This is a genomic window from Actinocorallia aurea (assembly GCF_054783995.1).
Genome location: NZ_BAAGPQ010000020.1, coordinates 97,865 through 123,560, shown reverse-complemented (window position 1 = coordinate 123,560; position 25,696 = coordinate 97,865). Strand labels below are relative to the sequence as shown.

The 25,696-nt window shown below is 70.7% G+C and carries 22 protein-coding genes; 14 read left to right on the top strand and 8 right to left on the bottom strand.

Going from position 1 to position 25,696, the window contains the following annotated elements; genetic code table 11:
• Positions 1-405 precede the first annotated feature (405 nt).
• The 11 genes from ACYVOM_RS24590 to ACYVOM_RS24540 are packed head-to-tail and all read left to right on the top strand — an operon-like array spanning position 406 to position 9,890.
• The gene (locus tag ACYVOM_RS24590) at positions 406-1,383 is read left to right on the top strand and encodes an urea transporter (protein ID WP_460305848.1); all 978 of its coding nucleotides are present in this window, start codon (positions 406-408) and stop codon (positions 1,381-1,383) included.
• Positions 1,384-1,426: 43 nt separating this feature from the next.
• Entirely contained in the window at positions 1,427-1,735 is a 309-nt protein-coding gene (locus tag ACYVOM_RS24585) for an urease subunit gamma (RefSeq protein WP_460305847.1), read from the top strand.
• On the top strand, positions 1,732-2,565 hold the full coding sequence (locus tag ACYVOM_RS24580; RefSeq protein ID WP_460305846.1) for a sirohydrochlorin chelatase family protein: 834 nt from the start codon (positions 1,732-1,734) through the stop codon (positions 2,563-2,565). The genes ACYVOM_RS24585 and ACYVOM_RS24580 overlap by 4 nt, the downstream gene beginning before the upstream one ends.
• Positions 2,555-2,989, top strand: coding sequence for an urease subunit beta (gene ureB / locus ACYVOM_RS24575; RefSeq protein WP_460305845.1), 435 nt, complete (start codon positions 2,555-2,557; stop codon positions 2,987-2,989). The genes ACYVOM_RS24580 and ureB overlap by 11 nt, the downstream gene beginning before the upstream one ends.
• 6 nt (positions 2,990-2,995) lie before the next feature.
• On the top strand, positions 2,996-4,717 hold the full coding sequence (gene ureC, locus ACYVOM_RS24570; RefSeq protein WP_460305844.1) for an urease subunit alpha: 1,722 nt from the start codon (positions 2,996-2,998) through the stop codon (positions 4,715-4,717).
• Positions 4,714-5,424: an urease accessory protein UreF gene (locus ACYVOM_RS24565; RefSeq protein WP_460305843.1), complete on the top strand. Its 711-nt coding sequence runs from the start codon at positions 4,714-4,716 to the stop codon at positions 5,422-5,424. Before ureC ends, ACYVOM_RS24565 begins: the two co-directional genes overlap by 4 nt.
• A gap of 46 nt (positions 5,425-5,470) precedes the next feature.
• Positions 5,471-6,106, top strand: coding sequence for an urease accessory protein UreG (gene ureG / locus ACYVOM_RS24560; protein WP_460305842.1), 636 nt, complete (start codon positions 5,471-5,473; stop codon positions 6,104-6,106).
• Complete coding sequence (locus ACYVOM_RS24555) at positions 6,088-7,056, top strand: urease accessory protein UreD (RefSeq protein WP_460305841.1); 969 nt, start codon at positions 6,088-6,090, stop codon at positions 7,054-7,056. The genes ureG and ACYVOM_RS24555 overlap by 19 nt, the downstream gene beginning before the upstream one ends.
• A 29-nt stretch (positions 7,057-7,085) precedes the next feature.
• Entirely contained in the window at positions 7,086-7,583 is a 498-nt protein-coding gene (locus tag ACYVOM_RS24550; RefSeq protein WP_460305840.1) for a FluC/FEX family fluoride channel, read from the top strand.
• Positions 7,580-7,936 carry a fluoride efflux transporter CrcB gene (gene crcB / locus ACYVOM_RS24545; RefSeq protein ID WP_460305839.1) on the top strand — a complete coding sequence of 119 codons (357 nt, stop codon included), beginning with the start codon at positions 7,580-7,582 and terminating at the stop codon, positions 7,934-7,936. Before ACYVOM_RS24550 ends, crcB begins: the two co-directional genes overlap by 4 nt.
• A 37-nt stretch (positions 7,937-7,973) precedes the next feature.
• Positions 7,974-9,890, top strand: coding sequence for an FUSC family protein (locus ACYVOM_RS24540; RefSeq protein ID WP_460305838.1), 1,917 nt, complete (start codon positions 7,974-7,976; stop codon positions 9,888-9,890).
• On the opposite strand, the gene ACYVOM_RS24535 is transcribed toward ACYVOM_RS24540, so the two are convergent.
• Together ACYVOM_RS24535 and ACYVOM_RS24530 are read right to left on the bottom strand one after the other, a co-directional pair.
• Positions 9,784-10,563, bottom strand: coding sequence for a YoaK family protein (locus tag ACYVOM_RS24535; RefSeq protein ID WP_460305837.1), 780 nt, complete (start codon positions 10,561-10,563; stop codon positions 9,784-9,786). The genes ACYVOM_RS24540 and ACYVOM_RS24535 overlap by 107 nt on opposite strands.
• A gap of 16 nt (positions 10,564-10,579) precedes the next feature.
• A complete protein-coding gene (locus ACYVOM_RS24530) occupies positions 10,580-11,794 on the bottom strand; it encodes an ammonium transporter (protein WP_460305836.1) in 1,215 nt (404 codons plus the stop codon).
• 363 nt (positions 11,795-12,157) lie between these two features.
• Here ACYVOM_RS24530 and ACYVOM_RS24525 point away from each other — a divergent pair, with 363 nt between their 5' ends.
• The 3 genes from ACYVOM_RS24525 (at position 12,158) to ACYVOM_RS24515 (ending at position 15,324) form a co-directional block, all read left to right on the top strand.
• On the top strand, positions 12,158-13,201 hold the full coding sequence (locus tag ACYVOM_RS24525) for a DUF2776 family protein (protein ID WP_460305835.1): 1,044 nt from the start codon (positions 12,158-12,160) through the stop codon (positions 13,199-13,201).
• Positions 13,202-13,432: 231 nt separating this feature from the next.
• Entirely contained in the window at positions 13,433-14,146 is a 714-nt protein-coding gene (locus tag ACYVOM_RS24520; RefSeq protein WP_460305834.1) for a tyrosine-type recombinase/integrase, read from the top strand.
• A 596-nt stretch (positions 14,147-14,742) separates the two neighbouring features.
• A complete protein-coding gene (locus ACYVOM_RS24515) occupies positions 14,743-15,324 on the top strand; it encodes a TetR/AcrR family transcriptional regulator (protein ID WP_460305833.1) in 582 nt (193 codons plus the stop codon).
• Here ACYVOM_RS24515 and ACYVOM_RS24510 read toward each other — a convergent pair.
• From ACYVOM_RS24510 to ACYVOM_RS24485, 6 genes are all read right to left on the bottom strand, one after another.
• Positions 15,321-16,766, bottom strand: coding sequence for an FAD-dependent oxidoreductase (locus ACYVOM_RS24510; protein WP_460305832.1), 1,446 nt, complete (start codon positions 16,764-16,766; stop codon positions 15,321-15,323). The genes ACYVOM_RS24515 and ACYVOM_RS24510 overlap by 4 nt on opposite strands.
• A gap of 360 nt (positions 16,767-17,126) precedes the next feature.
• Positions 17,127-18,158 carry an alpha/beta hydrolase gene (locus ACYVOM_RS24505; protein WP_460305831.1) on the bottom strand — a complete coding sequence of 344 codons (1,032 nt, stop codon included), beginning with the start codon at positions 18,156-18,158 and terminating at the stop codon, positions 17,127-17,129.
• 183 nt (positions 18,159-18,341) lie between these two features.
• Positions 18,342-19,112, bottom strand: coding sequence for an SDR family NAD(P)-dependent oxidoreductase (locus tag ACYVOM_RS24500; RefSeq protein ID WP_460305830.1), 771 nt, complete (start codon positions 19,110-19,112; stop codon positions 18,342-18,344).
• A gap of 177 nt (positions 19,113-19,289) precedes the next feature.
• The gene (locus tag ACYVOM_RS24495; protein ID WP_460305829.1) at positions 19,290-22,022 is read right to left on the bottom strand and encodes a family 78 glycoside hydrolase catalytic domain; all 2,733 of its coding nucleotides are present in this window, start codon (positions 22,020-22,022) and stop codon (positions 19,290-19,292) included.
• A gap of 22 nt (positions 22,023-22,044) precedes the next feature.
• Complete coding sequence (locus ACYVOM_RS24490; protein WP_460305828.1) at positions 22,045-23,301, bottom strand: MFS transporter; 1,257 nt, start codon at positions 23,299-23,301, stop codon at positions 22,045-22,047.
• The gene (locus ACYVOM_RS24485; protein ID WP_460305827.1) at positions 23,298-25,688 is read right to left on the bottom strand and encodes a glycoside hydrolase family 3 protein; all 2,391 of its coding nucleotides are present in this window, start codon (positions 25,686-25,688) and stop codon (positions 23,298-23,300) included. The genes ACYVOM_RS24490 and ACYVOM_RS24485 overlap by 4 nt, the downstream gene beginning before the upstream one ends.
• Between the last annotated feature and the right edge of the window lie 8 nt (positions 25,689-25,696).

Here is a 25,696-nt window from a genome sequence, read left to right as displayed (position 1 = left end):
GGAAGCAGTGACGGGAGCAGCCACAGCAGGAGGGAGGGGCTGGGCGAAGAGGATGATCACGACGGCGTGCAGCGTCATGAGAAACGACCCGTAAACGACGGTCGAGGGCCGCTTCCGCCGTACCACCCCTTCGCGAGCCGGGCTGTGTTCCGAAGCCACCACTTCCTTCCTAGAGCTCGGTCTGCGATCACCAGACTCCGCAATCGGCCAATCTCGAGTAGGTATTGCATGAAACTGCACATGTGATCAGCCCACCCACGCCAGGGATGAAAAAGGCTCACCGAACAGCAGCAACAAGCTGTCCCACCATTCAGCTAAACAGACCCTGATCGGAATCATTGATATTGGCCAATTCATGACCACCTCATGCCTGTGGGCGCGCCGTGGAACGGATAGCTACTCTGCGTGTCCAGTTCTGTTGATCCGGCTGAACCCGGTGCTGAGGAATCCGCCACCGGTCGTGATGGTGCCCGCCTGCTGGCGACCGTCCCGCGCGGCGTAGCGCAGGTCGATTTCCAGTCGAACGTGTGGACTGGGCTGGTGTTCCTCGTCGCGTTGTTCGTCGGGGGATGGCAGTTCGGGGTGTTCGGGTTGCTCGGCACGGTGGTCGCCACGTTGACGGCGCTCGTGCTGGGGGTCTCGTGGCGTGACAGGGTTTCGCTGGGCCTTGAGGGTTTCTGCGGGACGCTGATCGGCATCAGCCTTGTGCTCTACCTCGACGTCCGGTGGATGACGGTGCTTCTTGTGATCTTCGGGGCGATCGCGGGGAGCGTGCTCACGGCAGCGCTCGTCGTGCTGTTGAAACCCTACGGTCTGCCCACGTTCACCGCGCCGTTCTGTGTGATCACCACCGTGATGGTGATCGGCGGGCCGTCCTTCACCCGGGTGTGGGACCGGCACGCCGGCACCGCACCGCCCTCGGCCACCGACCCGGGAACGGCGCTGAGCTGGGGCGACCTCTGGCAGGGGACGCTCAGCGGCGTGGGGCAGGTCTTTTTCCAGGACCAGTGGTACGTCGGCGTGATCTTCCTGATCGGTCTGTTCATCGCCGGTTGGCGAACCGGGCTCGTTGCGCTCGTGTCCAGCCTGGTGGGCCTGCTCACCGGCTGGGTGCTGGGCGCGCAGGCCGCGGACCTCGGCGCCGGGCTCTACGGCTACAACTCCGTGCTGACGGGCTTGGCCCTCTTCGGAACTTTCGTCCTGGTCACGCCTTTGAGCGCCCTGTACGCCTTCGTCGGCGCGGTGGCCGCGGCGGGCCTGACCGCGGGGATCGGCAACCTCTTCGCGGTGGTGGGCGGCCACACCCTCACCTGGCCGTTCGTGCTCGTGACCTGGGTTTTCCTTGCCGCCGTCCCGATGTACCGGAAGATCGCGCGCGCCTGACGCACCGTTGGTCGGGGCGGACCACTCTGAGAAAGGAATGCAGATGAACCTCACGCCGAGGGAGATGGAGAAGCTCTACATCTTCACCGCGGCCCAGATGGCGCGGCGCCGCAAGGAGCGCGGCCTGAAGCTGAACTACGCCGAGACGGTGTCGATCATCAGCTCGGAGATCGTCGAGGCGGCTCGGGACGGCAAGACCGTGGCGGAGTGCATGGAGCTGGGCAAGCAGATCCTGGGGCCGGACGACGTCCTGCCCGGGGTGCGCGGGATGCTGAAGCTGATGCAGGTCGAGGCCGTCTTCGACGACGGCACGAAGCTGGTCTCCTGCCACGACCCGGTGGGCGGGAAGTGATCCGCCGCGTCGTGCTCGTCGGCGGTGCCGAGAGCCGGGACGGAGGATGCCTGCCGGACCTGCTCGGCGCCGGGGCGCCCGAGGTCCGCGCCGCGGGAAGCGACCTCGCGGCGGCGCTGGCCGACGGGCGACCCGCGGTCGTCGTGCCGATGACGCTGGGCCGCGATCCCGGGCTAGCCGAGAGCGTCGCGCAGGCCCTGCGCTGGGCGGCGCGGGATCGGGCTGCAGGGGATCTGCTCCTGGCGCCGCCCCTGGGCACGCTCGACCACTTGGTCGGGTGGCTGCGCGGCGCGGTGCGGGCGGCGCTCGGCGCGGCGCCGCCCGGATGGGCGGCGCTGCTGGTGGCGCCCGCCGTGGCGCCGGAACCCGACGCCGACCTGTTCAAGGCAGCGCATCTCGTGCGGGCGGGCGCGCCGTCCCGTCTGGTGGAGGTGGCGCTGACGGGGGGCGCGCCGGACGTCGCCGAGGGACTCGACCGGTGCCGCAGGCTCGGCGCGGCCGGGACCGTCCTGGTGCCCGCCTCGTTCGTGCCGCCGCCCGCGACGCACGGTGTCAGGACGGCGGGGCCCCTGCTCGGACCGGCAGCGCTCGGCACCCTGGCCCGCGCCCGCGCCACCGAGGCCGTGCAGCGGTGGGACGCGCACGGCGACGACGGCCTCGCGCAGGCGACCGGCCACGGCCACGGCCACGGCCATGACCACGACCATCACAGCCACACCCATGACCACGGCCATACGCATCACCATGACACCGATCACCACGACCACCGCCCGGACCTCACGGTGCCCGCGGCGGCCTACCCGAAGGAGGCGCGAGCCCATGTCGGATGACGTGTACCTCTACGCCGAAGGCGACATCGAGCTGAACGAGGGCCAGCCGAGGGTGACCCTCACCGTGCACAACACCGGTGACCGGGCCGTCCAGGTCGGCTCGCACTTCCACTTCTTCGAGGCCAACCGCGCGCTGAGGTTCGACCGGGACAAGGCGTTCGGCAAGCGCCTGGACATCCCGGCCGGCACCGCGGTCCGCTTCGAGGCCGGGGACACCAAGCGGGTGAACCTCGTCGAGTACGGCGGCGGGCTGCGCCTGGTGGGCTTCGGCGGCCTGCTGAACGGCAGCGTCCGGTCGCAGCAGGCACACCGCGAGGCGCTCAAGCGCATGCGGGAGCGGGGCTACCTCGACGAGCCGGACACGTCCTCCGGTAAGGAGAGCGGGAAGCCGTCGAAGAAGTCGAAGTCCGAGAAGAAGGGCTGAGCCGCCATGACCACCATGAGCCGTCAGCAGTACGCGGCGATGTACGGGCCCACCGTGGGCGACCGGATCCGCCTCGGGGACACCAACCTCGTCGTCGAGGTGACGAAGGACTACACCGAGGGCCACTACGGTGACGAGACCCAGTACGGCGGTGGCAAGACGGCCCGGGACGGGATGTCGGCCGACCCGGCCTCCGGTCGGGCGGTCGCTCTGGACACGGTGATCACCAACGCGGTGATCATCGATCCGGTGCTGGGTGTCATCAAGGGCGACATCGGCATCAAGGACGGGAAGATCGCCGGGATCGGCAAGTCCGGCAACCCGCACACCCAGAACGGAGTGGACCGCCGCCTCATCGTCAGCGCGTCCACCGAGGTGATCTCCGGGGAGAACCTCATCGCGACGCCGGGCGGGATCGACACCCACGTCCATCTCATCGCGCCGCAGCAGGCGCAGCACGCGCTGAGCAACGGGATCACGACCCTGCTCGGCGGCGGCACCGGCCCCGCCGACGGCAGCCGCGGCTGCACCACGACGCCCGGCGGGTGGAACATCGCCCGGATCCTGCAGGCCTACGAGGACATCCCGATCAACATCGGGGTCCTCGGCAAGGGCAACAGCAGCCTGCCGACGTCGCTGGAGGAGCAGATCCGGGCCGGGGCGTGCGGCTTGAAGGTGCACGAGGACTGGGGCAGCACGCCCGCGGTCATCGACTGCGCCCTGTCGGTCGCCGACGAGCTCGACATCCAGATCACGATCCACACCGACACGCTGAACGAGGCGGGCTTCGTCGAGGACACGATCAACGCGATCAACGGCAGGGCGATCCACACCTACCACTCCGAAGGCGCCGGCGGCGGCCATGCCCCGGACATCCTGCGGGTGACGGGCGAGCCGAACGTGCTGCCCGCCTCCACCAACCCGACGCTGCCGTACACGGTCAACTCGATCGACGAGCTGCTCGACATGACGATGGTGTGCCACCACCTCAGCTACGACGTGCCCGAGGACGTGTCGTTCGCCGAGAGCCGGGTCCGCGCCGAGACCATCTCGGCCGAGACCGTGCTGCACGACCTGGGCGTCATCAGCATCATCGGGTCGGACTCGCAGGCGATGGGACGGGTGGGCGAGTCGTTCACGCGCGCCTTCCAGATCGCCCACCACAACAAGGACAAGCGCGGCCCGCTGCCCGAGGACTCCGCCCGCAGCGACAACTTCCGGGTGCTGCGCTACATCGCGAAGCTCACCATCAACCCGGCCCGCGCGTCGGGGATGGCCGACACCATCGGCTCGCTGGAGGACGGCAAGCTCGCCGACATCGTGCTGTGGCCGGTGCACTCCTTCGGCGCCAAGCCGTCGATGGTGGTCAAGGGCGGGCTCATCAGCTGGGCTCCGATGGGCGACCCGAACGCCTCGCTCCCAACGCCGCAGCCGGTCTACTACCGGCCGATGTACGGCGCCTACGGCAAGGCGCTCGCCAGCACCTGCGTCACCTTCATGTCGGGCGCGGGGATCGAAGCGGGGGTGCCGGAGAAGCTCGGGCTGAACCGGCTGATCCGGCCGGTCCGCCAGTGCCGGACCGTCGACAAGCGGCACATGCTTCACAATTCCACCCTTGCCGACATTCGCGTCGACCCGGAGACCTACAAGGTGACGGTGGACGGCGAGCCCGCGCACATCGAGCCCGCCAAGAAGCTGCCGCTCAACCGGCTCTTCTTCCTGGCATGAGCATCGAAGGGGGCCGTGCGGACCTCGGTCCGCTGCTCGCCCAGCTCCAGCTCACGGACTCGGGCTTCCCGAGCGGGATGTACACCCTTTCGCACGGGCTCGAAGGGTATGCCCAGCTCGGGCTGGTCGGCCCGGAGGGCCTGCGGGACCTGCTCACGGACCTGCTCTACCATTCCGTCGGCCCGGGGGACGCCACGGCGCTGGTCCTGGCCCACCGCGCGGTCCGCGCGGGCGACTGGGACCGGGTCGTCGAGGTCGACCGGCGGCTGCACGCGATCAAGCTCAGCCGCGAGCAGCGCACGGCCGCCGTGCGGACCGGCAAGCAGGTCCTCGACACCGCGGTTTCGGCGTTCGCGGTGCCCGAGGCGGCCCGGCTCGCCGCGCTCGTCGCCGAGCGCGCCACGCCGGGCAACCACGCGGTGGTCGTCGGCACGCTGTACGCGGGTCTCGGCGTCTCCGTCGAGCAGGCGGTCGCCGGGGACCTGTACGCGTTCGCCGCGAGCTGGGCGGCTGCGGCGGTCCGGTTGGCGCGCACCGACTTCCGCAGGGCCCAGGCCCTGCTGCGCGAGGTGCGGCCCGACCTGGCGGCCGTCGCCGGCCTGGCGCTGGCCGCCGAGGACCCGCGGGACCTGCACGGCTCGACGTTCGTCGCCGACACCGTCTCGGCCGCGCACGAGCGGGCACCGGCCCGCCTGTTCGTCACCTGATCGACCTGATCGACCTGATCGACACCCCTGGCGAAGGAGGAAGTACATGCAACTGAACGAGGTCTTCAAGGTCGGGATCGGCGGGCCCGTCGGCTCGGGCAAGACCGCGCTCATCGAGGCGCTGGTGCCGATGCTCAAAGAGCGGGGCCGGCACATGGGCGTCATCACCAACGACATCTACACCCAGGAGGACGCAGAGCACGTCCGGCGGACCCTGACCGGGGTCCTCGACGCGGACCGGATCGTCGGCGTCGAGACCGGCGCCTGCCCGCACACCGCGGTCCGCGACGACCCGACGATGAACCTCGCCGCGGCGGCCGACCTGCTCGACCGGTTCCCCGACATCGACCTGCTCCTGTTCGAGAGCGGCGGCGACAACCTGACGCTCACCTTCAGCCCGGTCCTGGCCGACATGTACATCTTCGTCCTCGACACCGCGGAGGGCGAGAAGATGCCCCGCAAGCGCGGTCCGGGCACGACGGACTCCGACCTGCTCGTCATCAACAAGATCGACATCGCTCAGTACGTGCGCACCGACCTGTCGGTCATGGAACGCGACGCGCGCGCCGTGCGCGGCAACGGCCCCGTCATGCTGACCGACTGCCTCACCGGCACCGGCGTCGGCGAGGTCGCCGACCTCATCGAGACCCGGGCGGGAGCGGCGTGTACCGCGCCGGCGTAGCCGAGGCGAGCGGTCCCGCGGCGGTGGACCGGCTCTCGCCCGAGCGATACGAGCCGTGCTGGGTGCCCGAGCCCGTCCGGCGGCACTCCCGCGAGCCGGACATGCTGCCGGTGGGCAGCCCCGGGAAGGTCGGCGTGCTGGAGCTGGCGTTCGAGCGGATCGGGCCGCGCACCGAGCTGACCGGGCACTACCAGAAGGCGCCGCTGCACATCACGCGCCCGCTCTACCACGACCCGGCCAGGCCCGACCTCCCGTACGTCATGCTCATGATGAACGGGGGCGGCATCCTCCAAGGCGACCGCTACCGCCTCGACGCGTCCTGCGGAGCCGGGGCGGCGGTGCACCTCACCACCCAGGGCGCCACCCGGCTGTACCGGATGGAGCAGGACTACGCGACCCAGCTCGTCCACCTGACGGTCGGGCCCGGCGGCTACCTGGAGTACCTGCCCGATCCGACGATCCCGTTCGGCGGGTCCCGCTACTACCAGCGGATCGCCGTGGAGGCGGCCGACGACGCCACCGTCGTCCTGGGCGAGACGCTGCTCGCCGGCCGGCTCGCGCGCGGTGAGCGGCACGCCTACACCGCCTACTGCAGCGACGTGGAGGTGCATGATCCGGACGGGCGGCTGCTGTTCGCCGACCCGGTGCGCCTGGTGCCGGAGGAGCGCGCCCCCACGGGACCGGCGGTGATGGACGGATTCGGCGTGGTGGCGTCCCTGTACGTCGTCTCGGGGCTGCGGCCCGCCGAAGAGATCGCCGACGCCCTGCACGAGACGCTCGCCGGGACGGGACTGCGGGCGGGCGCGGGGGTCCTGCCCGGCGACCGGGGGGCTTGGGCCCGCGTCCTCGGCGCACGATCGCCCGAGGTCAACGCGGCCTTCTCGGCCGCGTGGGACACCGTGCGCAGGCTGCTGCTCGGCGTGCCCGCACCGGACATGCGCAAGCAGTAGCGCGGACGACATCCGAAGGAGGACGGGCCGTGAGCGAAGCGGGCGAGCATCTCGGACGACGGGAGCGAGCAGAGGCCTCGGCGCTGGACCGGACGGGTGCGAGCCCGCCGCTCCATCCGGGTGCCATCATGACGGCGGTGCTCGACGTCGCGCTCGGCGGCGCGCTCGGCGCCCTGGCCCGCTGGCTCATTACCGCGGCCATGCCCGGCGCGCAGCGCGGCTTCCCGTGGGGGACCCTGACGGTCAACCTCCTCGGCTGCCTGCTCATGGGCTTCCTCACCGCCTATCTGATCAAGGGGCGCTCGCCGGCCTTCGCCCGCCCGCTCCTGGTGACCGGCTACCTCGGCGGCTTCACCACCTTCTCCCACCTCGTCGACGGGATCGCCGCGCTCGGCCGCGATCCCGGGTGGGGCAGCGGCGTCGGCTACGCCTTCGCCAGCGTCGTCGGCGGCTGGATCGCGATCGTCCTCGGCCTGTGGGCGGGCCACCGGACGCCGCACCGGGACGCCGCGGGGGGCACGCGATGACGGCGCTGCTCGTGCTCATCGGAGGAGCCTTCGGAGCCGTCCTGCGCTACCTCCTGGACACAGCGGTCAAGAAGCGTGCGGGCAAGGCGTTCCCTTGGGGGACCCTGACGGTCAACCTCCTCGGCGCCGCGATCCTGGGCGGGCTGCACGGCGCGGGCGTCGGCACCTCGGCCGAGGCGCTGCTCGGGACGGGTTTCTGCGGCGCGCTGACCACTTTCAGCACGTTCGAGCTGGACACCGTCCACCTCTACCAGGACGGGCAGTACGTCAAGGCGGGCATCAACGTGCTCGCCTCGCTCGTGCTGGGCCTCGTCGTGTTCGGCCTCCTGTACGCGCTCTTGTCGCACGTCTGACGGCGCGGACCGCACCGCTGGAAAGGAGGAGCGGGACATGGCGACGGGCGGCGCGCGCGCCGACACCAGGGGCTGGCTCAGCCGTGCCTTCGCATGGTCCGACGCGCCCCCGTCCCGCGCCGAGGCGGTCTGCGCCGCCCTCGCCTTCGCCGCCGTGATCGCGCTGTCCACCGCGCTGGGCGAAGCGGCGGTGGGCCTGTTCATGGCGGCCGGGATCGTGCTGGCCGCCGTCCGCCCGGACACCGGCGCGCACCGCACCCGGGTGATCGGCACGGTCGTCCCGCAACTGAGCGGCGCGGCGGGGCTGGTCATCGGTCAGCTCTCGCACGGGCTCGGCTGGGGGACCGTGGCGGTGACCACGCTGGTGGCTCTGGTCTCCGGGCTGGTCAGCCCGATCGGCAAGATCGTCTCGACGGCGGCGCTCAGCCTGTTGTTCCTCGAGGTCATCGGGACCGGAATCCCGGCGGGGGAACAGTGGTGGGCGCCCCCACTGTTCCAGGTCTCCGGTGGGATGTTCTATCTGCTGCTCGTCGTGCTGAGCTGGCGGCTGCCCGGCGGCGGGGGCGATCCCGGCAAGCGAACGGTCGCCGAGGTCTACGCGCGGATCGCCGACCTGGTCGACGCGCCGGGCCGGCCGGGCGACGACGCCGCCGCCCTCAGCGAAGCCGTCGACCGGGCCGAGGACACGCTCCTGCGGCACCAGATCCCCGCGGCGGGCCGGCAGGACCCGGAGACGCGGTGGCTGATCGCTCTCTTGACCGCCGCGGGGCCGCTGATGGAGGTGGTCAGTGTGCTCGTCGGGTCGGTGCGGCCTGCCCCGCCGGGGTTCGCCGACACCGTCCGCCGGATCGCCGAGGCCGTTCGCGCGGGACGGCGGGACGCCGTCATCCCGGCCGCCGTCGACGACCCGGTCTTCGCCGCCTCGCTGGACGGCGTGCTGCGCGCCCTGCGCGGCCAAGACGACGGCAAGCTGTGGGACGCGGCGGCCGACCCGCAGCCGCGCCGAGCGACCGAGGCCGTTCGGACGGCGCTGACGTCGGCGTCGTCCTGGCGCTACGGCGTCCGGCTCGCCCTGTGCATGGGCATCGCCTCGGCGGTCGTGGAGTTCCAGGCCCCGCACCTCCTCGGCCTCCCCTCGTTCCACTCCTTCTGGGTACCGCTGACCGTCGCGATCGTCATGAAGCCCGACCTCGGCTCGGTGTTCGTCCGGGCGTTCCTGCGCGCCACCGGAACGGTGGCCGCCGCCGTGCCGACGCTGCTGCTGCTCGTCGCCGTCCCACGCGGAGGCTGGGCGGCCGTGCCGCTCGCGGCCTTCCTGGGCGCGCTCATCCCGCTGTTCAAGAGCAGGTCGTACGCGATGCGCGCGGTCACCGTCACCCCGATGATGCTCTTCCTGCTGGACACCGTCTCATCGCAGCCGCCCGGGGAACTCGTCGCGGCGAGGCTCGCCGACACCCTGCTCGGCTGCGTGATCGTCCTCGTCTTCGGGTACGCGCTGTGGCCGGGAAGCTGGCGCGTCCGGCCCCGGGAGAGGACTGCCGAGGCGCTGGTCCTCATCGCGGACTACGTGCAGGCGGCCTTCACCGCCCCGCCCGACGTGCGGGGCCGGGAGCGGCGCAGGGTTCACCGGGTCCTCAACGGGCTGCGCGCGCGGATCGACCGGCTGCTCGCCGAGCCGCCGCCCGCGAGCCGCGCCGGCGCGGCCTGGCGACCCGCGGTGCTCGGGCTGGACCGGCTCGCCACCGCCGTCACCGCCGCCGCGGTCCGGGCGGACGCCGCGGGCGCGCCGCCCCCGCCGGACGCCGTCGCGGCCGTCGCCGCGGAGATCCGCGCGACCGCCGGCGAAGTCAGGCTGGGCCGGAACCTCCCGGTCCGGGAAGACGCGCCGCAGGCGGAGGTCCTGCGCGACGTCTCCGCCGAGATCCGCGCCGTGCGGTCGGTCCTGCCCCGCTGACAGGGGTCAGCTCCGGCGCCCGGACCGGGGCCTCGCCGCCGCAGCGGCGAGGACGCAGGCGGCCAGGAGGGCGGTGGCGGCCCACAGCGGCGCCGTCGGGTCGACCGCGCGGCGCAGCAAGCCCCGAGGCGCAGGCCCCGGCCAGCAGCGCGCAGATCGACAGCAGCCTGCGGCCCTGCCGGGCGGGCGCGACCGACTCGGCGAACAGCGACGTGAGCGTCGTCGTGACGACCGTCATGTTCACGTCCCTGACCCGGAGGGCACGCACCACCGCGTACTGCCAGCCCATCGAGAAGGCGAGCGTCCCGATGACGGCGTCGCGCGGCCCTGTGAACCCCGCCCGGGTGGTGACCGGCCCGACCGCGCCGACGAGGAGACCTTGGATCGCGATGCCCGCCGCGAACCGCAGGCCCCGGTGCGCGAGACGGGCCGCGGTCCGCAAGGCCGGCCCCGCGCAGCCCGCTCCGGCACCGAAGGCGGCGAGGGACAGGGCCGGGGACAGGGACGACCCGTATCCGGCCAGGCCCAGCCCGAGGATGACGATGTTGCCGGTCATCGCCGCGACGAACACCCTGCCGAGGTCGAGGAAACTGGTCGCGTCGACCCTCCCGGTGGTGAACGCCAGCACGAGCAACAGCGCGGGCAGGGGCCCGTCCCGCTCGCTGCTCGTCACGGCGGCGCGTGCGCGCTCAGCCGATGCGCAGCTCGGTGTCGAGGCCCTCGATCTCCTCGCGGGCGCTCGGCCGCAGCTTGCACAGCTTGTCGACGACCTTGCCGATCAGGTAGGTGAGGACGAAGGTGTAGCAGCCGACGGCGATGATCGCGACGATCTGCTTGCCGAGCAGGGCGATCGAGCCGCCGTAGAAGAGGCCTTCGGTGGGGCTGCCGTACTTGCCGGTGGCGAAGAGCCCGAGCAGGATCAAGCCGACGATGCCGCCCGCGCCGTGGATGCCGACGACGTCGAGGGTGTCGTCGTAGCCGACGGACGTCTTGATCTCCACCGCGTAGGTGCAGACGACGGCGACGATGATGCCGATGATCGTCGCGCCGAAGAGGTTGACGTATCCGCAGGCCGGGGTGATGGCGACCAGGCCCGCGAGTGCGCCGGTGGTGCCGCCGAGCCGGGAGAATCGGCCGAAGCGCCACCGCTCCATCAGCATCCAGACGAGCATCGCGACGCAGCCGCACATCATCGTGTTCACCACGGCGTTCGCCGCGAGGGCGCCGTCGGTCAGCGCGGATCCGCCGTTGAACCCGAACCAGCCGAACCAGAGCAGGCCCATGCCGGTCATGACGAGCGTGACGTTCTTCGGCTCGGGCGGGCCCTCGCGGCGGAACCGGAGGCTCGGGCCGAGAACCAGCGCCAGCGCCAGGCCCGCGATGCCGGAGTTGAGCTCGACGACGAGGCCGCCCGCGAAGTCCAGGACGCCCCAGCGGTTGATCCAGCCGCCCTTGGAGAACACCCAGTGCGCGATCGGCAGGTAGACCAGCGTCACCCAGATCACGCCGAAGATCATCCACGGGCCGAGCCGCACCCGGTTGGCGACCGAGCCGCTGACCAGGGCCAGCGTGATGATGGCGAAGACGAGCTGGAACAGGGAGTAGACGTAGAGCGGGATGCGGCCGTCGAGGACGGAAGGGGTCGTCTTGAAGAACTCCCAGTCCCCCCAGCCGACGAGGCCCGCACCGCCGACGTCCTTGCCGAAGGCGAGGCCGTAGCCGTAGAGGAACCAGACGACGGTCACCACGGCGATCGACACGAAACTCATGTACAGGACGCTGATGAGGTTCTTCGACCGCACCATCCCGCCGTAGAACAATGCGAGCCCGGGCGTCATGAGCAGCACCATCGCAAAGCTCACGAGCACCCATGCCGAGTCCCCGGTGTTCAATCCAATTGACATGCCCGCACTCTCCATTGACAGCCGATACCAGTGATCATGGCCGTCGGCGCCGCGCAGAAACGCGGTGGAGAGCGGGTCAGCCGACAAAGAACTCTTGACCCGGCGCGGTCGGCGGTTCCTTCTGCCTGCGGCGGACCGACGGGCGTCGGCACGAAGAAGCCCGTGCCAGCAACAACTCCCCGTCCTCGGGCCGAGGCGATGAGCGGCCCCGGGTCAGGCTCAGGGCGTGGGCTTGCTCGATCTGCCGGGAGCTTCAACGCCCGGCTCACGGCACCCTTCGCTCAAGATTGACCACGGCAGCGTTCCTCATGGGGACACCGGAGGCATGAACCGAAAGAAGCAGCGCCGCATAACTCTGGAGCGATGATGAACCTGGGCATCAGCATCCTTTTCCGAGCCATTCCTTTGGTCATGGGAGCGGTGTGCCTCGCGTTCGGCCTCTATCTGCTCCGCGTTGACGACGCCGGCCACTTCGTCGCCGGTCACGTCGACATCGCGCTGGCCGGCATCTGCTACGCGCTGTTCACCACCGCCGCGACGATCATCCGGCAGCTGATCGGGCGCTACCGCACCGTCTGGCGGATCGTGCTCCCGGCTTCCGGCTACCTGGTGGCCCTGATCACGGTCCTCTGGGGCATATCCATCGTGCTCCGGGGCCACGCGCCGGAAGACGACCTCGCCGGCCACGTCGTCATCGGCGTCGGCCTCATCTCCGCCTGCGTCAGCACCGTGGCCACGGCCTCCACCTACTTCACCTTCATCTCGCGCAACGCCGCCCGGCAGCCCGGCTCGGCGGCGCCCGAGGAGGTGTATTCGGCGACGACGGGGCGGGTCCTCATCGCCATCCCGTTCCTGTGCGGTGCCATCGCGATCATCCTGGCGATCGTGCTGTGGACCCGAGGCGACACCGCGTCCTGGACGGCCGGCCACGTGGTGTTCGGCCTCGGCCTGATCTGCCTGAGCCTGGTCTCCCTGGTGGCCAGCATCGTCCGGCAGGTCCGCAACGGGTTCGGCGAGCCGGAGCGCTTCCGGTGGAGCCTCATGGTCGTCGTTCTCGGCACCGTGAACATCCTGCTCGGCCTCGGCGTGCTGATCTTCGCGAGCTCACCCGCCCGCATCGCCCCCGGCTGCATCCTCATCGGCCTCGGCCTGATCTGCTACAGCATCCTGTCCAAGGTGCTGCTGCTCGCCCTGGTCTGGCGGCGCCAGGAGCCGCTGGCCAACCGCATCCCCATCCTGCCGATCCTCACCGCCCTCACCTGCCTCTTCTTCTCCGCATTCCTAGCGGAGGCAGCGGACACCGATTCGGCCTTCTTCGTGGCCGCTCGCGTCATGGTCGGCCTCGGCGCCGTCTGCTTCACCCTCTTCTCGATCGTCTCCATTCTGGAGGCCGGGACCTCGACTTGAGGCGGTCTCAAATGGTGGAAGCAGTGAACCTTCTCCGTGCGCCCAGCAGAGCGGGAGGTCATGCCGCGATGAGCGGCTGATCTTGTTGTTCGTGAACTCGTCGTCGCTTGTCGGTTGGAGTCTGGTCCGCGTAGTTGCCAGGAAGCCCGGTAGCAGGCTGAACCGCCCCGGGTTCGCTAGAGACTGCTGTGACCTGGGGGTTTGTGGTGTTCAGGTAGTAGTTGGTCTCGTATGAGGAGAGCAGCCCCCGCCGAGAAGGCGCAGGCGACGGTCCAGCAATTCTACGAGCAGCGGTTCCTGCCGTTCCACAACGTCAGCCCCAGCACCATGCAGGGCTACGCCTACACCGCCAAGAACCACGTCCTCCCCTACCTCGGCCACCTGCGGATGAGCGAGGTCAAGCGCGCGACCTTCTACAACCTCCTCACCAAGGTCCTGCCCGAGGAAGAGGTCGCTGCCAGCGTCCCCATCGCCGTCCGCCGGGTGCTGTCGGCGATGTGCCAGATGGCCCTCAACGAGGAATACCGAGCTGACAACCCGATCCGCACCATCCAACTCCGCCAACCCCCCGGCGAACCCATCCTCGTCGCCGACCACGAGCAATGGCGCCGCAAACAAGCCGAAGAACGCCAAACCGAAGGATCCCCCGCACGCACGAAACGGTGGACCCGCGACGGCCACGACTGCCTCGGCCACGAAGTCTGGAACCGCTTCTGGCACCAAGCCCGCCAAGCAGCGGGACTCCCCCAAGGCTTCACCCCCTACAACGCCCGCCACACCGGCATCAGCTGGGCCATCGACAAAGGCATCGACCTCCAGAAAGTCCGCCAACGCGCAGGACACGGCAGCCTCTCCATCACCAGCCGCTACGCCGCCATCCTCAACGAACACGACACCACCCTCGCCGACACCCTCGAAGCGATCTTCGACACCTTCGACCGGTAAACGGGCCGGCCTGCTTCGGCATCCGCGGCGCTCCGTGTGTGAAGTGGTACGGAACATAGGCGTCTATGCGGCTCGTTTCCCGCGTGGCGGGAGGCTTTCGGTATGAGCGATGTCCGGTCGGACGACGAAGGCCTTTGCACTGCCTGCGGCTGCGGCAAGGGCTGCAGTGGCGATGCGTGGCTGGGAGCCCTTTGTGCAGTGGTCCTGTCGGGAGCCCCATCGACTCGATGGGAGGGCGCGGGAAGCCATGCCTTGGGGCCAGGGCGTACTCGGCATGTTCCCCGCTCAACCATGCACCGGTCCGAGGTCTGGCACCTCGGGAACATCGATGCGCGCTCCCGATGTTCCGCCGAGCCCGGCGCCAGGTGCTTCGAGCGAGCAACATCACCGTCGTGGACTCGCGGATGATGGCAGGTTCCGCCGCGGGCGCGGACGTCTGTGGGAAAAGGCCGGGGACGGCTCCGGTTGGAGTGGAAGCGGCCTCTGCCGACCGGGACCTGTCAGGGCTCTGCCTGGACGACGGTTCGGTGAAGATCTTCCGTAAGATGCGCGGTCCGTGACAGATCGGGTGAGAGGGGTCGCCATAGGCTGAGGAGATGCAGGATGATGTCGTCGGGGCAGCGACCAGGGTGTTCGCCGGACTCGGGTACGACGGCGCCACCGCACAGATGATCGCTGAAGCGGCGGGTGTGCCGCTGGCCGAGGTCACCGCGATCGGCGGTAAGCGCGGGCTCTACGAGGCCGTGATGGGACGGGTGCTCAACGAGCAGATGGTCTTGGTCGAAGAGATCGAGAGCACCTTCACCCCGGATCTCGACGGGTTCCATCGCATGGCGGACCGGTTCATCGACTTCTACTTCGGCCATCCGGAGACCGTCGCTCTGTGGCGGCATCGCGGCCTCTCGGACGCTGCGGACCTGCCCGATGTGGAAGGGGAATACGCGGCTCCGCTCCAGCGGGTCGTGCAGGATCGCCTTCTCGGCAGGGTCGGCCTCTCCGAGCGGTCTCTTCTGAGCTTGACGAACGTGTTGTCCTGGGCTTTTCACGGGTTCCTCAGCGACGGCATGCTTCTTTTGGACGGCACCATCGTCGACTGGCAGGACCGCAAGGCCCGCGCCTGGTTTCGATCGGAGGTGCACGGCCTCATCGATCGCCTGGCCGTCCCGCCCGTCGCTTAGATCGAGCCGGCGGCGCTGCGACCCGCCCGGCGGCCGAAGAAGGTGCCGTCACCCAGGGAGGTGCCGCTGACGTAGCCGTCCCCGTGGATGCCCGCGGCGGCGCGCCCCGCGGCGTACAAGCCCGGGATCGGTGAGCCTGAGACATGGAGGACCTCTCCGTCCACGGTCGTGCGCAACCCCCCGAGCGTGAAGCCGGACAGGCCGGTGGCGTTCTTGCGCCGCTCCACCAGCCGAGCCGCCGTGCGCGGGTCGACGGCGGCGAAAGGGGGCTTCAGCTCACGGAGCCAGCGCGGGTGCTTGTGGAAGTAGGGATCCGTGCCCAATGCGGCGTGCCGGTTGTAGACGGCGATCGTGTCCGGCAGGGCCCCTGGGGGCATACCGAGTTCCGCACCGAGCTCTTCCGCCGTCTCGGCGACGTGGTCGGGCGGCGCAGCGCCCTGGCCGAGGGCCTCGAAGGCCGACTGGTCGAGGATCACCCACCACGGGGCGGCTCGGTGCAAGGCCGCGTGGCTGAACCGGCCGGGGTAGACGTCCTCGTTGATGAAACGCCGGCCGAGGCCGTCGACGAGGATGCCGCGGCATGCGGCCTCCGGCACAACGACCATCGCGGCCTCGACCGCGCCCATCCGCCGGGTCGCGGCGCCCAGGGCCGCGGCCATGCGGATACCGCTGCCGTCGTCCCCTCCGTCGCTCACCTTGCCGTGGCCGAGCAGCACGGGGGCGTGGTCCGCCAGCATCTCCTCGTCATCGACGAACCCCCCGGTGGTGAGGATGACGGCGTTGCGCGCGTGGTACCTCACGGACACACCGAAGCGGGTGGCGGCCACGCCCACCACGCGGCCCATGTCGTCCACGATGAGCCTCTCGGCCCGGGTGTCGGCGTGCTGGACGGCTCCCGCGGCGGCCGCGGCTTCCGCCAGCCGTTCCATCAGCAGGGCGCCCGCGTAGCCCTCGACCGGAGGGCGGTGTCCGCGCGGGGCGGGCCGTGCGATTTCGGGGAAGGGCCAGGCGTTTTCACCGAGCCACATCAGGCCGTCCTTCGTCGGCGCCATCCAGGCGGGCGCGTCGTAGAGGGAAGGATGGAACTCGATTCCCCGTGCTTCCAGCCAGGCGAAGTGGTCGACGCTGCCTTCGCAGTACAGGCGCAGCTTCTCTTCGTCGACGTGGGGCCCGAGCGCGGCATGAAGGTAGGCGTACATGTCGTCGGGCGTGTCGTCGAAGCCGCACGCCCTCTGCACGGGGGTGCCGCCGCCGAGATAGATCTCGCCGCCGGACTGCGCCGACGACCCGCCCGGTCCGGACAGCCGTTCGAGCACCGTCACCCGCGCGCCGGCCGTGGCCGCCTCAAAGGCGGCCGCGGCGCCGGCGCAGCCGAATCCGACGACGAGGACGTCCGTCATGTGGTCGTAGCCGGCGAGGTCCGCCGCGCGCAGGGGATTCACTGGGCGCCGCCGCGACGGTGCTGGGGCACGGTCCGCCATCATCTGCTCCTCCTGCCCGCCGACGGGGTGGGTGCGGCGGACGGGCTCAGCGTAGAAGCGCGTGGTCTGCCTCAGGAGGGCGATTCCCGGTGATCGGGAGCGGGATCGTCAAGACAGACGAATGAGGAGACCACCCGGGAGCATCGGTACCAGTCGGGGCGCCGGGCCGTGTTCCCTGTGCCCGTTCATCAGCTCCGCCGGCCCCGCGTTGCCGCCTCTGCTGCGTGCCCTGGCCCACGAGCGCGCGAACCTGTGCCCGCGGCCTCGATCTGTCGTTCCGCCGAGCCGGCACTCCGATCTGCGGCCTCGGTCCCGAACGCCTTACCCGCCGTCCGCGCGGTGACGCTCCCAGAAGGCCACGGCATGGTCGAACCAGCCCTCGGCGTCGGTCCCCACACCCAGTCCGAAACCGTGTCCCCCGGAGGCGGCCTTGCGGTACTCCACGGGCACGCCCAGCGCGCGCAGCCCTGCTACGACGTCGTCGAGTTGCGGAACGGAGACGAGGTCGTCGTCTTGTGCGACGGTGATGAAGGTGGGCCGCGAGGCGGCGGAGCCACGGAAGGGGTCCCCGATTCCCGGATAGACCGCTATGACGGCGGCGGGTTCGGGAGCGCCGTGAGCCTCCGCACCGAACTCCGAGTCCGAGCCCCACAGCAGGGCGAGCCGACCGCCTGCGGAACTGCCCCAGATCGCATAGCCGTTCAGGTCGACCTTCCAGTCCTCGGCGCGGTCTTCGATGAGCGCCATGGCCCGGGCGACATCCTCGTTGGCACGCCGGATCCTGTCGAGCTTGTCCGGCGCCTTGTCGCCGTCGTGGGCACCTACTCGGTACTTCAGCACGAAGACGTTGTAGCCGAGCGCATGCAGCGCCCTGGCATGCGGGAAGGCCTCCTGGATGGAGGCCACGGACGTGAAGCCGCCACCCGCCATGACGATCGTGGTCGGCGCGTCCGGCCGGCCGGGCACGAAGAAAACCCCCGCGGCCTTCTTACTCGGGTCCTCGGTGATCTCCTCGGGCGTGTAGATGTGGTGGAACAGGGTCCGACCGGCATTGACCTGATCGATCAGGAAATTGACGCCGTCCACCATCGTCCGGGGATCCCAGGCTCCGAGATAGGGCGCGATCTTCTCTACGGACAGCGGAGCGGTGAGCATCGCGACCGGTCCGCTCTCCCAGGGCACGATGTAGTCGCCGAAGCCCGCGAAGGCGGGGTGGTCCGCGATATGGGAGAAGGAGCTGGAGACCGAGACGTGCGTATATTTCCCATTCTCGTCCCGGTACGGCCCGCCGCTGCCGAACTGCGAAAGATAGCCGACCGCAGCCGCGGCCACCGACAGCGCCGCGGTGCCCACGACGATCTTCGGCCAGCGCCGACACCTATCCCCCTCCACGGATCTCGATGACGATGTGCCAGATCTCATTGCGGGTTCTCCAAACGGCGGCGCTTTCGCGGTGTGATCACGGCAGGCGTCCGGAGCCGCAGCCTCGAAAGGCCGCGGCTTCGGACACTGCCGGGATTACGGAAGGAAGACGACTCAGTGGTGGGCGCCGCCGTCGACGCGGATCTCGGTGCCGGTGATGAAGGCTCCGTCGTCGGAGCCGACCATGGCGACGACGCCCGCGATGTCTTCGGGGCGACCGAAGCCCTGGCCGATGGCGGGCGTGAGCTTGGTGAACAGGTCCCAGTCGACGTCCTCGGGGACGAGGGATCCGATGTTGTTGGTGATGCCGCTGCTCACCCCGCCCGGCACGATGTTCACCGCGCGCAGGCCCTTCTTGGAGTACTCCTGGGCGATCGCGTGCGTGAACGACAGGATGCCGCCCTTACTCGCGGAGTAGGCCGCCATGAAGGGGTGCGCGAACTGGGCGGAGGTGGAGCTGAAGTTCACCACGACGCCCCGGCCGGACTCCAGAAGCGCGGGCAGCGCGGCCCGCGTCATGAGGAATGTGCCGGTGAGGTTCACCGCGATGATCCGGTTCCACAGCTCCAGCGAGCAATCGTGGGTGTGAGCTCCGCGCAGCATTCCGGCGGCGTTCACGAGGACGTCGAGGCCGCCCAGCCCCTCGATCGCTCCGCGCACACCCTCGTTCACCGCGGCCTCGTCGGCGATGTCGAGCACCGTCGTCGTGAGACGGTCCGCGTGACCGGCCGCCGCGGCCAGGTCCGCGGTCTCCGCCAGCCCGTCCTTGACGACGTCGGCCGCGACCACGCGTCCGCCTTCGGCGAGCAGGCGCAGTACCACCGCCCGCCCGATCCCCGAGGCCGCCCCGGTCACCAGCGCCCGCCGATCGGCGTATCTCTCCATGATCTTGTTCCTTCGCATCCGTCGAAATCTGGAAATTCGGTCGGGCCGCGTGTGCGGCCCGGCCATCATCGGTCGGCAGTGTGCCGCCGAGTGTGCGTGCGGGACGCCGTCCGATGAAGCCGCGCTCCCGGTGGCCGGGAGAAGAGATTCGCTCGTGCCTGCTCCCTTCCGCGCCGCTCAGAGAGCTGCGAACGCCGCCTCCACCTCCCTGAGCAAGGATCCGGCATCGGGGATCATCGAGACCGCGTCCCTGACCTTCGTCTTCGGGTCCACCGCGCCCATGCCGACCTCGATGAAGTCGGCCAGCTCCGGCATGCGGGCGATGATGACGTCGGCCAGCAGCTTGAGACCGCCAGGACGGTCGGCGACCTCGCCGAGGGTGCTGTCGAGGGTGAGCGCGGGCGGTTCCCCGGCTCCTGAGAACGGGACGGTCCAGCGATGCGAGCCCGAGCCGACGTCGGCGGCCGTCCCATCGGGGAGCCGTACCTCGGCCGTGGTGTTGGGCGGGATGACGGCGTCGACCGTGAGTTCGCCGCCGTCCAGAGCCCACCCGCAGGATGCGGTGCCGTAGGGGGTGCGCAGGCTCGCCGAGGCGTGGGTGAGCCCTCCACCGGGCACGGGCGCGATGCGCAGGCGGCGGTAGCCGGGCTCGGCCGGGGCCAGGCCCGCCACGGTGCGGTGCAGCCAGTCCGCCACCGCACCGAAGGCGTAGTGGTTGAACGACGTCATGCCGCTGGGGTTGACGCTGCCGTCGGGCAGGAGGCTGTCCCAGCGCTCCCAGATGGTCGTTGCGCCCTGCTCCACCGTGTAGAGCCAGGACGGGCAGCCCTTTTCCAGCAGTAGGCGGTAGGCCGAGGCCGGGTGGCCGGACTCGGCGAGCGCGTCGCAGATGAGCGGCGTGCCGACGAAGCCGGTCCCGATGCGGTACCCACCGCCGCGCACGAGGTCGGCGAGCCGGTCCCCCGCGCGGCGCCGCTGCTCGCCCTCAGGCAGCAGCGCGAAGCACAGTGCCAGTGAGTAGGCCGTCTGGGAGTCCGCCAGCAGGCGGCCCGCCGGGGTCACGTACTCGTTCTGGAAGGCCTTCCTGATCCGCGCCGCGAGCTCCTCGTACCGCACCGCCTCCTCGGTGCGGCCGAGCACGCGCGCGCTGCGGCCGACCAGCTCGGCGGACCGGGCGAAGTAGGCGGTGGCGACGATCTCCGGGTAGGTCTTGGCGGCCTCGGGCCTGTTCGCGGGGGCCGTCGGGTCCAGCCAGTCGCCGAACTGGAAGCCCGAGTCCCACAGCAGACCATCGCCCGCCAGCCCCTCCACGTGGTCCACCCAGGCGCGCATGCTCGGAAACTGGGCCTCCAGGATGCCCGAGTCCCCGTAGCGGCGGTACAGCGTCCACGGGACGATCACCGCGGCGTCTCCCCAGGCCGCGGCCGTGGGCGTGTACGACACCTCGGGGACCACCGCGGGCACCGCACCGTCCTCGCGCTGCTCGGCCGCCAGGTCCGCCAACCAGGAGGTCAGGAACCCGGCGCTGTCGTACAGGAACGAGGCGGTCGGCGCGAACACCTGGAGGTCCCCGGTCCAGCCGAGGCGCTCGTCGCGCTGGGGGCAGTCGGTGGGCACGTCGAGGAAGTTTCCTCGCATTCCCCACACGGCGTTCTCGTGCAGCCTCTCGACCAGGGGTTCCGAGCAGGAGAACCAGCCGGTCCGCTCCAGGTCCGAGTGGCACACCACCGCCACGGCCTCCGTCACCGGGCCGGTGATCTCGGCGTAGCGGAAGCCGTGGAAGGTGAAGCGCGGCTCCCATTCCTCCGCGGCGCCCCCGCGCAGGACGTAGGTGTCGGTGGCCTTGGCGGTGCGCAGGGGTTCCACGCACAGTTCGCCGTCTTGGAGGACCTCGGCGTGGCGGAGCACGACCTCCTGTCCGGCCTGCCCGGCCGCGGTGATGCGCAGCCGGCCGACGAGGTTCTGCCCGAAGTCCAGGATCCTGCGGCCGGAGGGCGAGGTGAGCGTGGCGACGGGGGCGAGCGTCTCGACGGCGCGCACCGGAGGTCCCGTCGGTGCGACCAAGGTGCCGAGGTCATGGTCGACGGGCTCGGCCCGCCACCAGTCGGCGTCGTTCAGCCCCGGCTCGGACCAGCCTCGGCGTTCCCTCCGCGCATCGTGATCTTCGCCGTCGTACAGGTCGCTGGCCACCAGCGGGCCCGAACATGCCTTCCACGTGGAGGGACCGGTGGTCACGCGCTGAACCGTGCCGTCGGCGTAGCCGAGTTCGAGCTGGGCCAGCAGGGCGAGCCGGTCGCCGTAGAGGGCCCGCTTCCCTTCGAAGCCGAGGCGTCCCCGGTACCAGCCGTCGCCGAGGACTGCGCCGAGGCAGTTGGCGCCTTCCTCGATGAGGCCGGTGACGTCGTAGGTCTGGTACCGCAGCCGGTGGCGGTAGCTGGTCCAGCCTGGCGCGAGGATCTGGTCGCCGACGCGGCGCCCGTTCAGCTCCGCCTCATAGACGCCGAGCGCCGTCGCGTACAGGCGGGCCGAGACCAGACCGGGCCCAGCGGTGAACTCCGTGCGCAGAAGCGAACCGTCGCCCGGGCCGACGAACCGCGCCTCCCAATCCGCGTCGTCGAGCAGGCCCGCCTCCACCTCTGCCTCCGTCCAGGCGGACGGTTCGCCTGCGGACCCGTGTACGCGGACGGCCACGGTGACGCGTTCCCGGGAGGTCAGCGGCGCGAAGGGCCAGGGCACGAGGACGGAGTCAGCGGACTCCACCAGGACCCTCTCTCCCCGCGCCTCGACCTCATAGGCCGTCTGCGACCAGCCGACCGCGTCGGTCTCGGTGCGCCACGACAGGCGCGGCCGAGCCTCTCCGATGCCGAGCGGCTCGCGCAGGTGCTCGAACCTCAGACCGGTCACTCTCATGGTCAGGTGCTCCCTTCCGGAGTCAGCGGACGCTCTTGATAGGACGGACGGTCAGGCCGGCCGTGATCGCCACTGCGGCGGCCACAGTGAACAGCAGCGGATAGTTCGACCCTCCGCCCAGGGCGAGGATGAGCGGGGCGACGGCGGGCGCGACCGACTGGGGCAGGGCCGAGGCGATCCCGAAGACGCTCATGTAACGGGCGGCCTCGGTGTCCCGGTCGGGCATGACATCGGTGACGATGGCGAGGTCGACGGCGCCGAACAGGCCGGCTCCGAGGAGGATGAGCTGCGAGCCCGCGAAGACCTGGGGGAAGGAGGACGCGGTGGCCACCACGAGGAACCCGCAGGCGAACAGGCCGGCCGCCGCGTAGATGAAGGCCTTCCGCCGCCTCAGCCGGTCCGACAGCATGCCTGAGAAGATCGCGCCCGCCGAGGTCATGACCAGGCCGACCGCTCCGGTGAGCGCCAGCAGCCCCGTCACTTCCGACAGCTCGTAGCCGAGGTGGTCGGTGAGGAAGTAGAGCTGGTAGGTCGACAGGAACATGAGGCTGAACTGCATGAGGAACCGGCCCGCCCAGGTCCAGCCGAGGTCGGGGTGGCGCAGCGGGTTGAAGACGAAGCCCTTCACGAGCCTGCCGACGTCGAACGACGCGCGCTTCGCCGCCACCCGCGGATCGGGCAGGAGGACGAGGGCGAGGGTGACGAGCGCACAGCAGGCAAGGGCGGGAACACCGAACATGAGGTAAGGCGAGCCCTCCAGGGCATTGGCCGCCTGGAAGCCGAGGACCCCGGAGATCTGCGCGGTGAATCCCACAAGACCCGAGACCTTGCCGCGCTGCTCCTCGGGCACCTGGTCGGGGAGGATCGCCAGCAGGCCGGTCATGATGCAGGACAGGCCGATCTGGCTGATGGCGTATCCGGCGAGCACCGCGCCCACCGAGTCCGCGGCGGCCACCGCGAAGGTTCCGGCGAGCAGGATCGGCATGCCGGCGGCGATCCACGGCCTGCGCCGGCCCCAACGCCCGGTCGTGAGATCGCTGAGCTGCCCGATGATCGGCGCGGCGATGATGTTGACCAGCGTGCCGACTCCGATGACGAGGCCGAGGTTGGTCTCCTTGGCCGCCTCGTCCATGCGCTCCAGATGAACGGCCAGCGAGACCAGCAGCGGTGTCATCACGGCCAGGTAGAGCCCGAGGAACGCCGCCACGTAGACGACCATGAAGCGGCGGCTCACCGGCCCGCGGACGGGCGCGGGCTCGGCGCCGAGGTCCGGGATCACAGGGCGACCCGCAGTCTGAGGTCGGCGCTGGAGCGGCCGACGTGCAGCACCGCGGCACCCGGTCGCGGCCTCCAGCCCTCATCGGTCCAGTGCTCGAGAACGCGGTCGGTGATCGGGATCCGCGCGCGGACGGTCTCCCCCGCCGCCGCTCGCACTGCGGCGAATCCCGCGAGCCTGACGGGGCCGTCGCCAGCGTCCAGATAGACCTGCACGACCTCGCTGCCCGAGCGGTCACCGCTGTTGCGGACCGTCACGTCCAGGACTCCGTCGACGTGCGAGGCGGAAAGGTACTCCCAGGTCGTGTAGGACAGGCCGTGGCCGAAGGGGAACAGCGCAGCGGTGCCCGCGGCGGAATAGGCGCGGTGGCCGATGAGGTCGCCCTCGGCATAGGCGAGGACGCCATCGCTCGGCCGGGTGCCGAGCACGGGCACGTCCTCGGCGCGAGCGGGGAAGGTCGTGGGCAGTCGTCCGCCCGGCTCCTCACCGGTGAGGACGCGGGCGATGGCCGCGCCGCCCTCTTGGCCGGGGAACCAGGCCCACAGCAGTGCGGCGGGCTCCTCGGCCCACGGCATCAGCCACGGACCGCCCGCGTTGACCACCACGACGGTCCGCGGGTTCACCGCACAGACCGCACGGACCAGGTCGTCCTGGCGTCCGGGCAGTGCCAGCGAGGTGCGGTCGGCCCCTTCGGTCTCGGTGGTCTCGTCGCTGCCCACGACGACCACCGCGACGTCGGCGGCCCGGGCCGCCTCGACCGCTGCGGCGAACTCGATGTCGTCTTCGCGCCGAGGTTCGGCGTAGCCCAGGCCGATCAGGGCGATCGGGTACGGCAGGTCGCGGTTCGGGCGCACCGCGATCTGCACGGGCAGGCGTCCGGCAGGCGCCGGGAAGATGAACGTGTGCGAGGGAGGGTTCAGGGCGAGCGCGCCGACATCGGGTTCGTCCAGGTCGAGCACGCAGGTGCGCTCGTTCTGGCCCGGCACGCGGAGCGCGTACTCGCCGGCGCCGAGGACGGACAGCCGGTGATCGCCGTCCGCCGTCAGATCCAGGACACCCTCGACGCGGATCTCCGCGACGTCGTCGGCGACGATGAGCGGGAACCACCAGGCCGCCGGGTCCTGGTGCTCGGCAGAGGATACGGTGCCGTCCTCGCGCAGGTAGGTGATCCGGACACCGGGTTCGCCGGAGACCGGGTCGGTGACCGCCGTGAGAGGGTCGAGCTTCGCACGGGGGAAGACACCGGAGTGGACGGTGATCTCGGCGTCCGCGCCGAGCACTTCGCGCAGCCCTTCGGGCAGTCCGACGATGTACTCCGGGTTCACCTGGGCGCTGCCGCCTCCTTGGGCGGAGAGGCGCGCCGCGTTGGGGCCGACGAGGGCGATCCGGCGAACACCGCGCAGCGGCAGGATGCCGTCGTTGCGCAGCAGGACGGAGCCCTTGACCGCGAGCTCGCGCATCCGGTCACGGACGTCTACCGGCACCGGCGCGGTGGGCGGAGCCTCGACCCCCTCCAGCGCGCCGACCCTGGCGGCGAGACGCAGGATGCGCAGGATCTTGTCGTCCACCGCCTCGGCCGGGACCCTGCCCTGCTCTACGGCTTCGATCAGGGCGTCGCCCCACGGGCCCATCGGGCCGGGCATGACCACGTCGAGCCCGGCGAGCGCGGAGGGCTCGGTGGAGCGGGCGGCCGTCCAGTCGGAGATCACCGCTCCGTCGAAACCCCACTCCTGCTTGAGCAGGCCGCTGAGCAGGCCCGTGTGCTCGGTCATCGTGGTGCCGTTGACGCGGTTGTAGGCGGCCATCACCGACCAGGCCCCGGCCTCGCGCACGGCGGCCTCGAACGGCGGCAGGTAGACCTCGCGCAGCGTCGCCTCGTCGATGCGGGCGTCGTAGCTCATCCGCTCGGTCTCGGTGTCGTTGCCGACGAAGTGCTTCACGCAGGCGGCGACGCCCGCGGACTGGACGCCCTCGATGAACGGGGCCGCCATCCGCGCGGTGAGCAGCGGGTCCTCGGAGAAGCACTCGAAGTGCCTGCCTCCGAGCGGGGAGCGGTGCAGGTTGACGGTCGGGGCCAGCAGGACGTGCAGGCCCATCTCCCGGGCGCGGGCGCCCATCAGCTCGCCCGCCTCGCGAGCGGCCTCGACGTCCCAGGTAGCGGCGAGGGAGGTCGTGTTGGGGAACAGCAGGGAAGGCTCGGCGTCCGGGCCGAAGGCGGTGCCGCGCGGCCCGGACGGGCCGTCGGACAGGCGGAGGGAGCGCAGGCCCGCCACGGGGATCTCCGCGAGGCTCCATGCGTCGGCACCGGTCAGCAGCGTGACCTTGTCCTTCAGCGTCATCGCGGCCAGCCGTCCGGCGAAGTCCGCCTCGGAGCCGGGGGGAGGGTGCATGAGGGTGT

Excerpts from the sequence above, each read along its gene's own strand:
- ACYVOM_RS24585 (WP_460305847.1), top strand. The coding sequence starts at position 1,427 with ATGAACCTCACGCCGAGGGAGATGGAGAAGCTCTACATCTTCACCGCG.
- ureB (WP_460305845.1), top strand. The coding sequence starts at position 2,555 with ATGTCGGATGACGTGTACCTCTACGCCGAAGGCGACATCGAGCTGAAC.
- ureC (WP_460305844.1), top strand. The coding sequence starts at position 2,996 with ATGACCACCATGAGCCGTCAGCAGTACGCGGCGATGTACGGGCCCACC.
- ACYVOM_RS24565 (WP_460305843.1), top strand. The coding sequence starts at position 4,714 with ATGAGCATCGAAGGGGGCCGTGCGGACCTCGGTCCGCTGCTCGCCCAG.
- ureG (WP_460305842.1), top strand. The coding sequence starts at position 5,471 with ATGCAACTGAACGAGGTCTTCAAGGTCGGGATCGGCGGGCCCGTCGGC.
- crcB (WP_460305839.1), top strand. The coding sequence starts at position 7,580 with ATGACGGCGCTGCTCGTGCTCATCGGAGGAGCCTTCGGAGCCGTCCTG.
- ACYVOM_RS24540 (WP_460305838.1), top strand. The coding sequence starts at position 7,974 with ATGGCGACGGGCGGCGCGCGCGCCGACACCAGGGGCTGGCTCAGCCGT.
- ACYVOM_RS24530 (WP_460305836.1), bottom strand. The coding sequence starts at position 11,794 with ATGTCAATTGGATTGAACACCGGGGACTCGGCATGGGTGCTCGTGAGC.
- ACYVOM_RS24525 (WP_460305835.1), top strand. The coding sequence starts at position 12,158 with ATGATGAACCTGGGCATCAGCATCCTTTTCCGAGCCATTCCTTTGGTC.
- ACYVOM_RS24520 (WP_460305834.1), top strand. The coding sequence starts at position 13,433 with ATGAGGAGAGCAGCCCCCGCCGAGAAGGCGCAGGCGACGGTCCAGCAA.
- ACYVOM_RS24515 (WP_460305833.1), top strand. The coding sequence starts at position 14,743 with ATGCAGGATGATGTCGTCGGGGCAGCGACCAGGGTGTTCGCCGGACTC.
- ACYVOM_RS24500 (WP_460305830.1), bottom strand. The coding sequence starts at position 19,112 with ATGGAGAGATACGCCGATCGGCGGGCGCTGGTGACCGGGGCGGCCTCG.
- ACYVOM_RS24495 (WP_460305829.1), bottom strand. The coding sequence starts at position 22,022 with ATGAGAGTGACCGGTCTGAGGTTCGAGCACCTGCGCGAGCCGCTCGGC.
- ACYVOM_RS24485 (WP_460305827.1), bottom strand. The coding sequence starts at position 25,688 with ATGCACCCTCCCCCCGGCTCCGAGGCGGACTTCGCCGGACGGCTGGCC.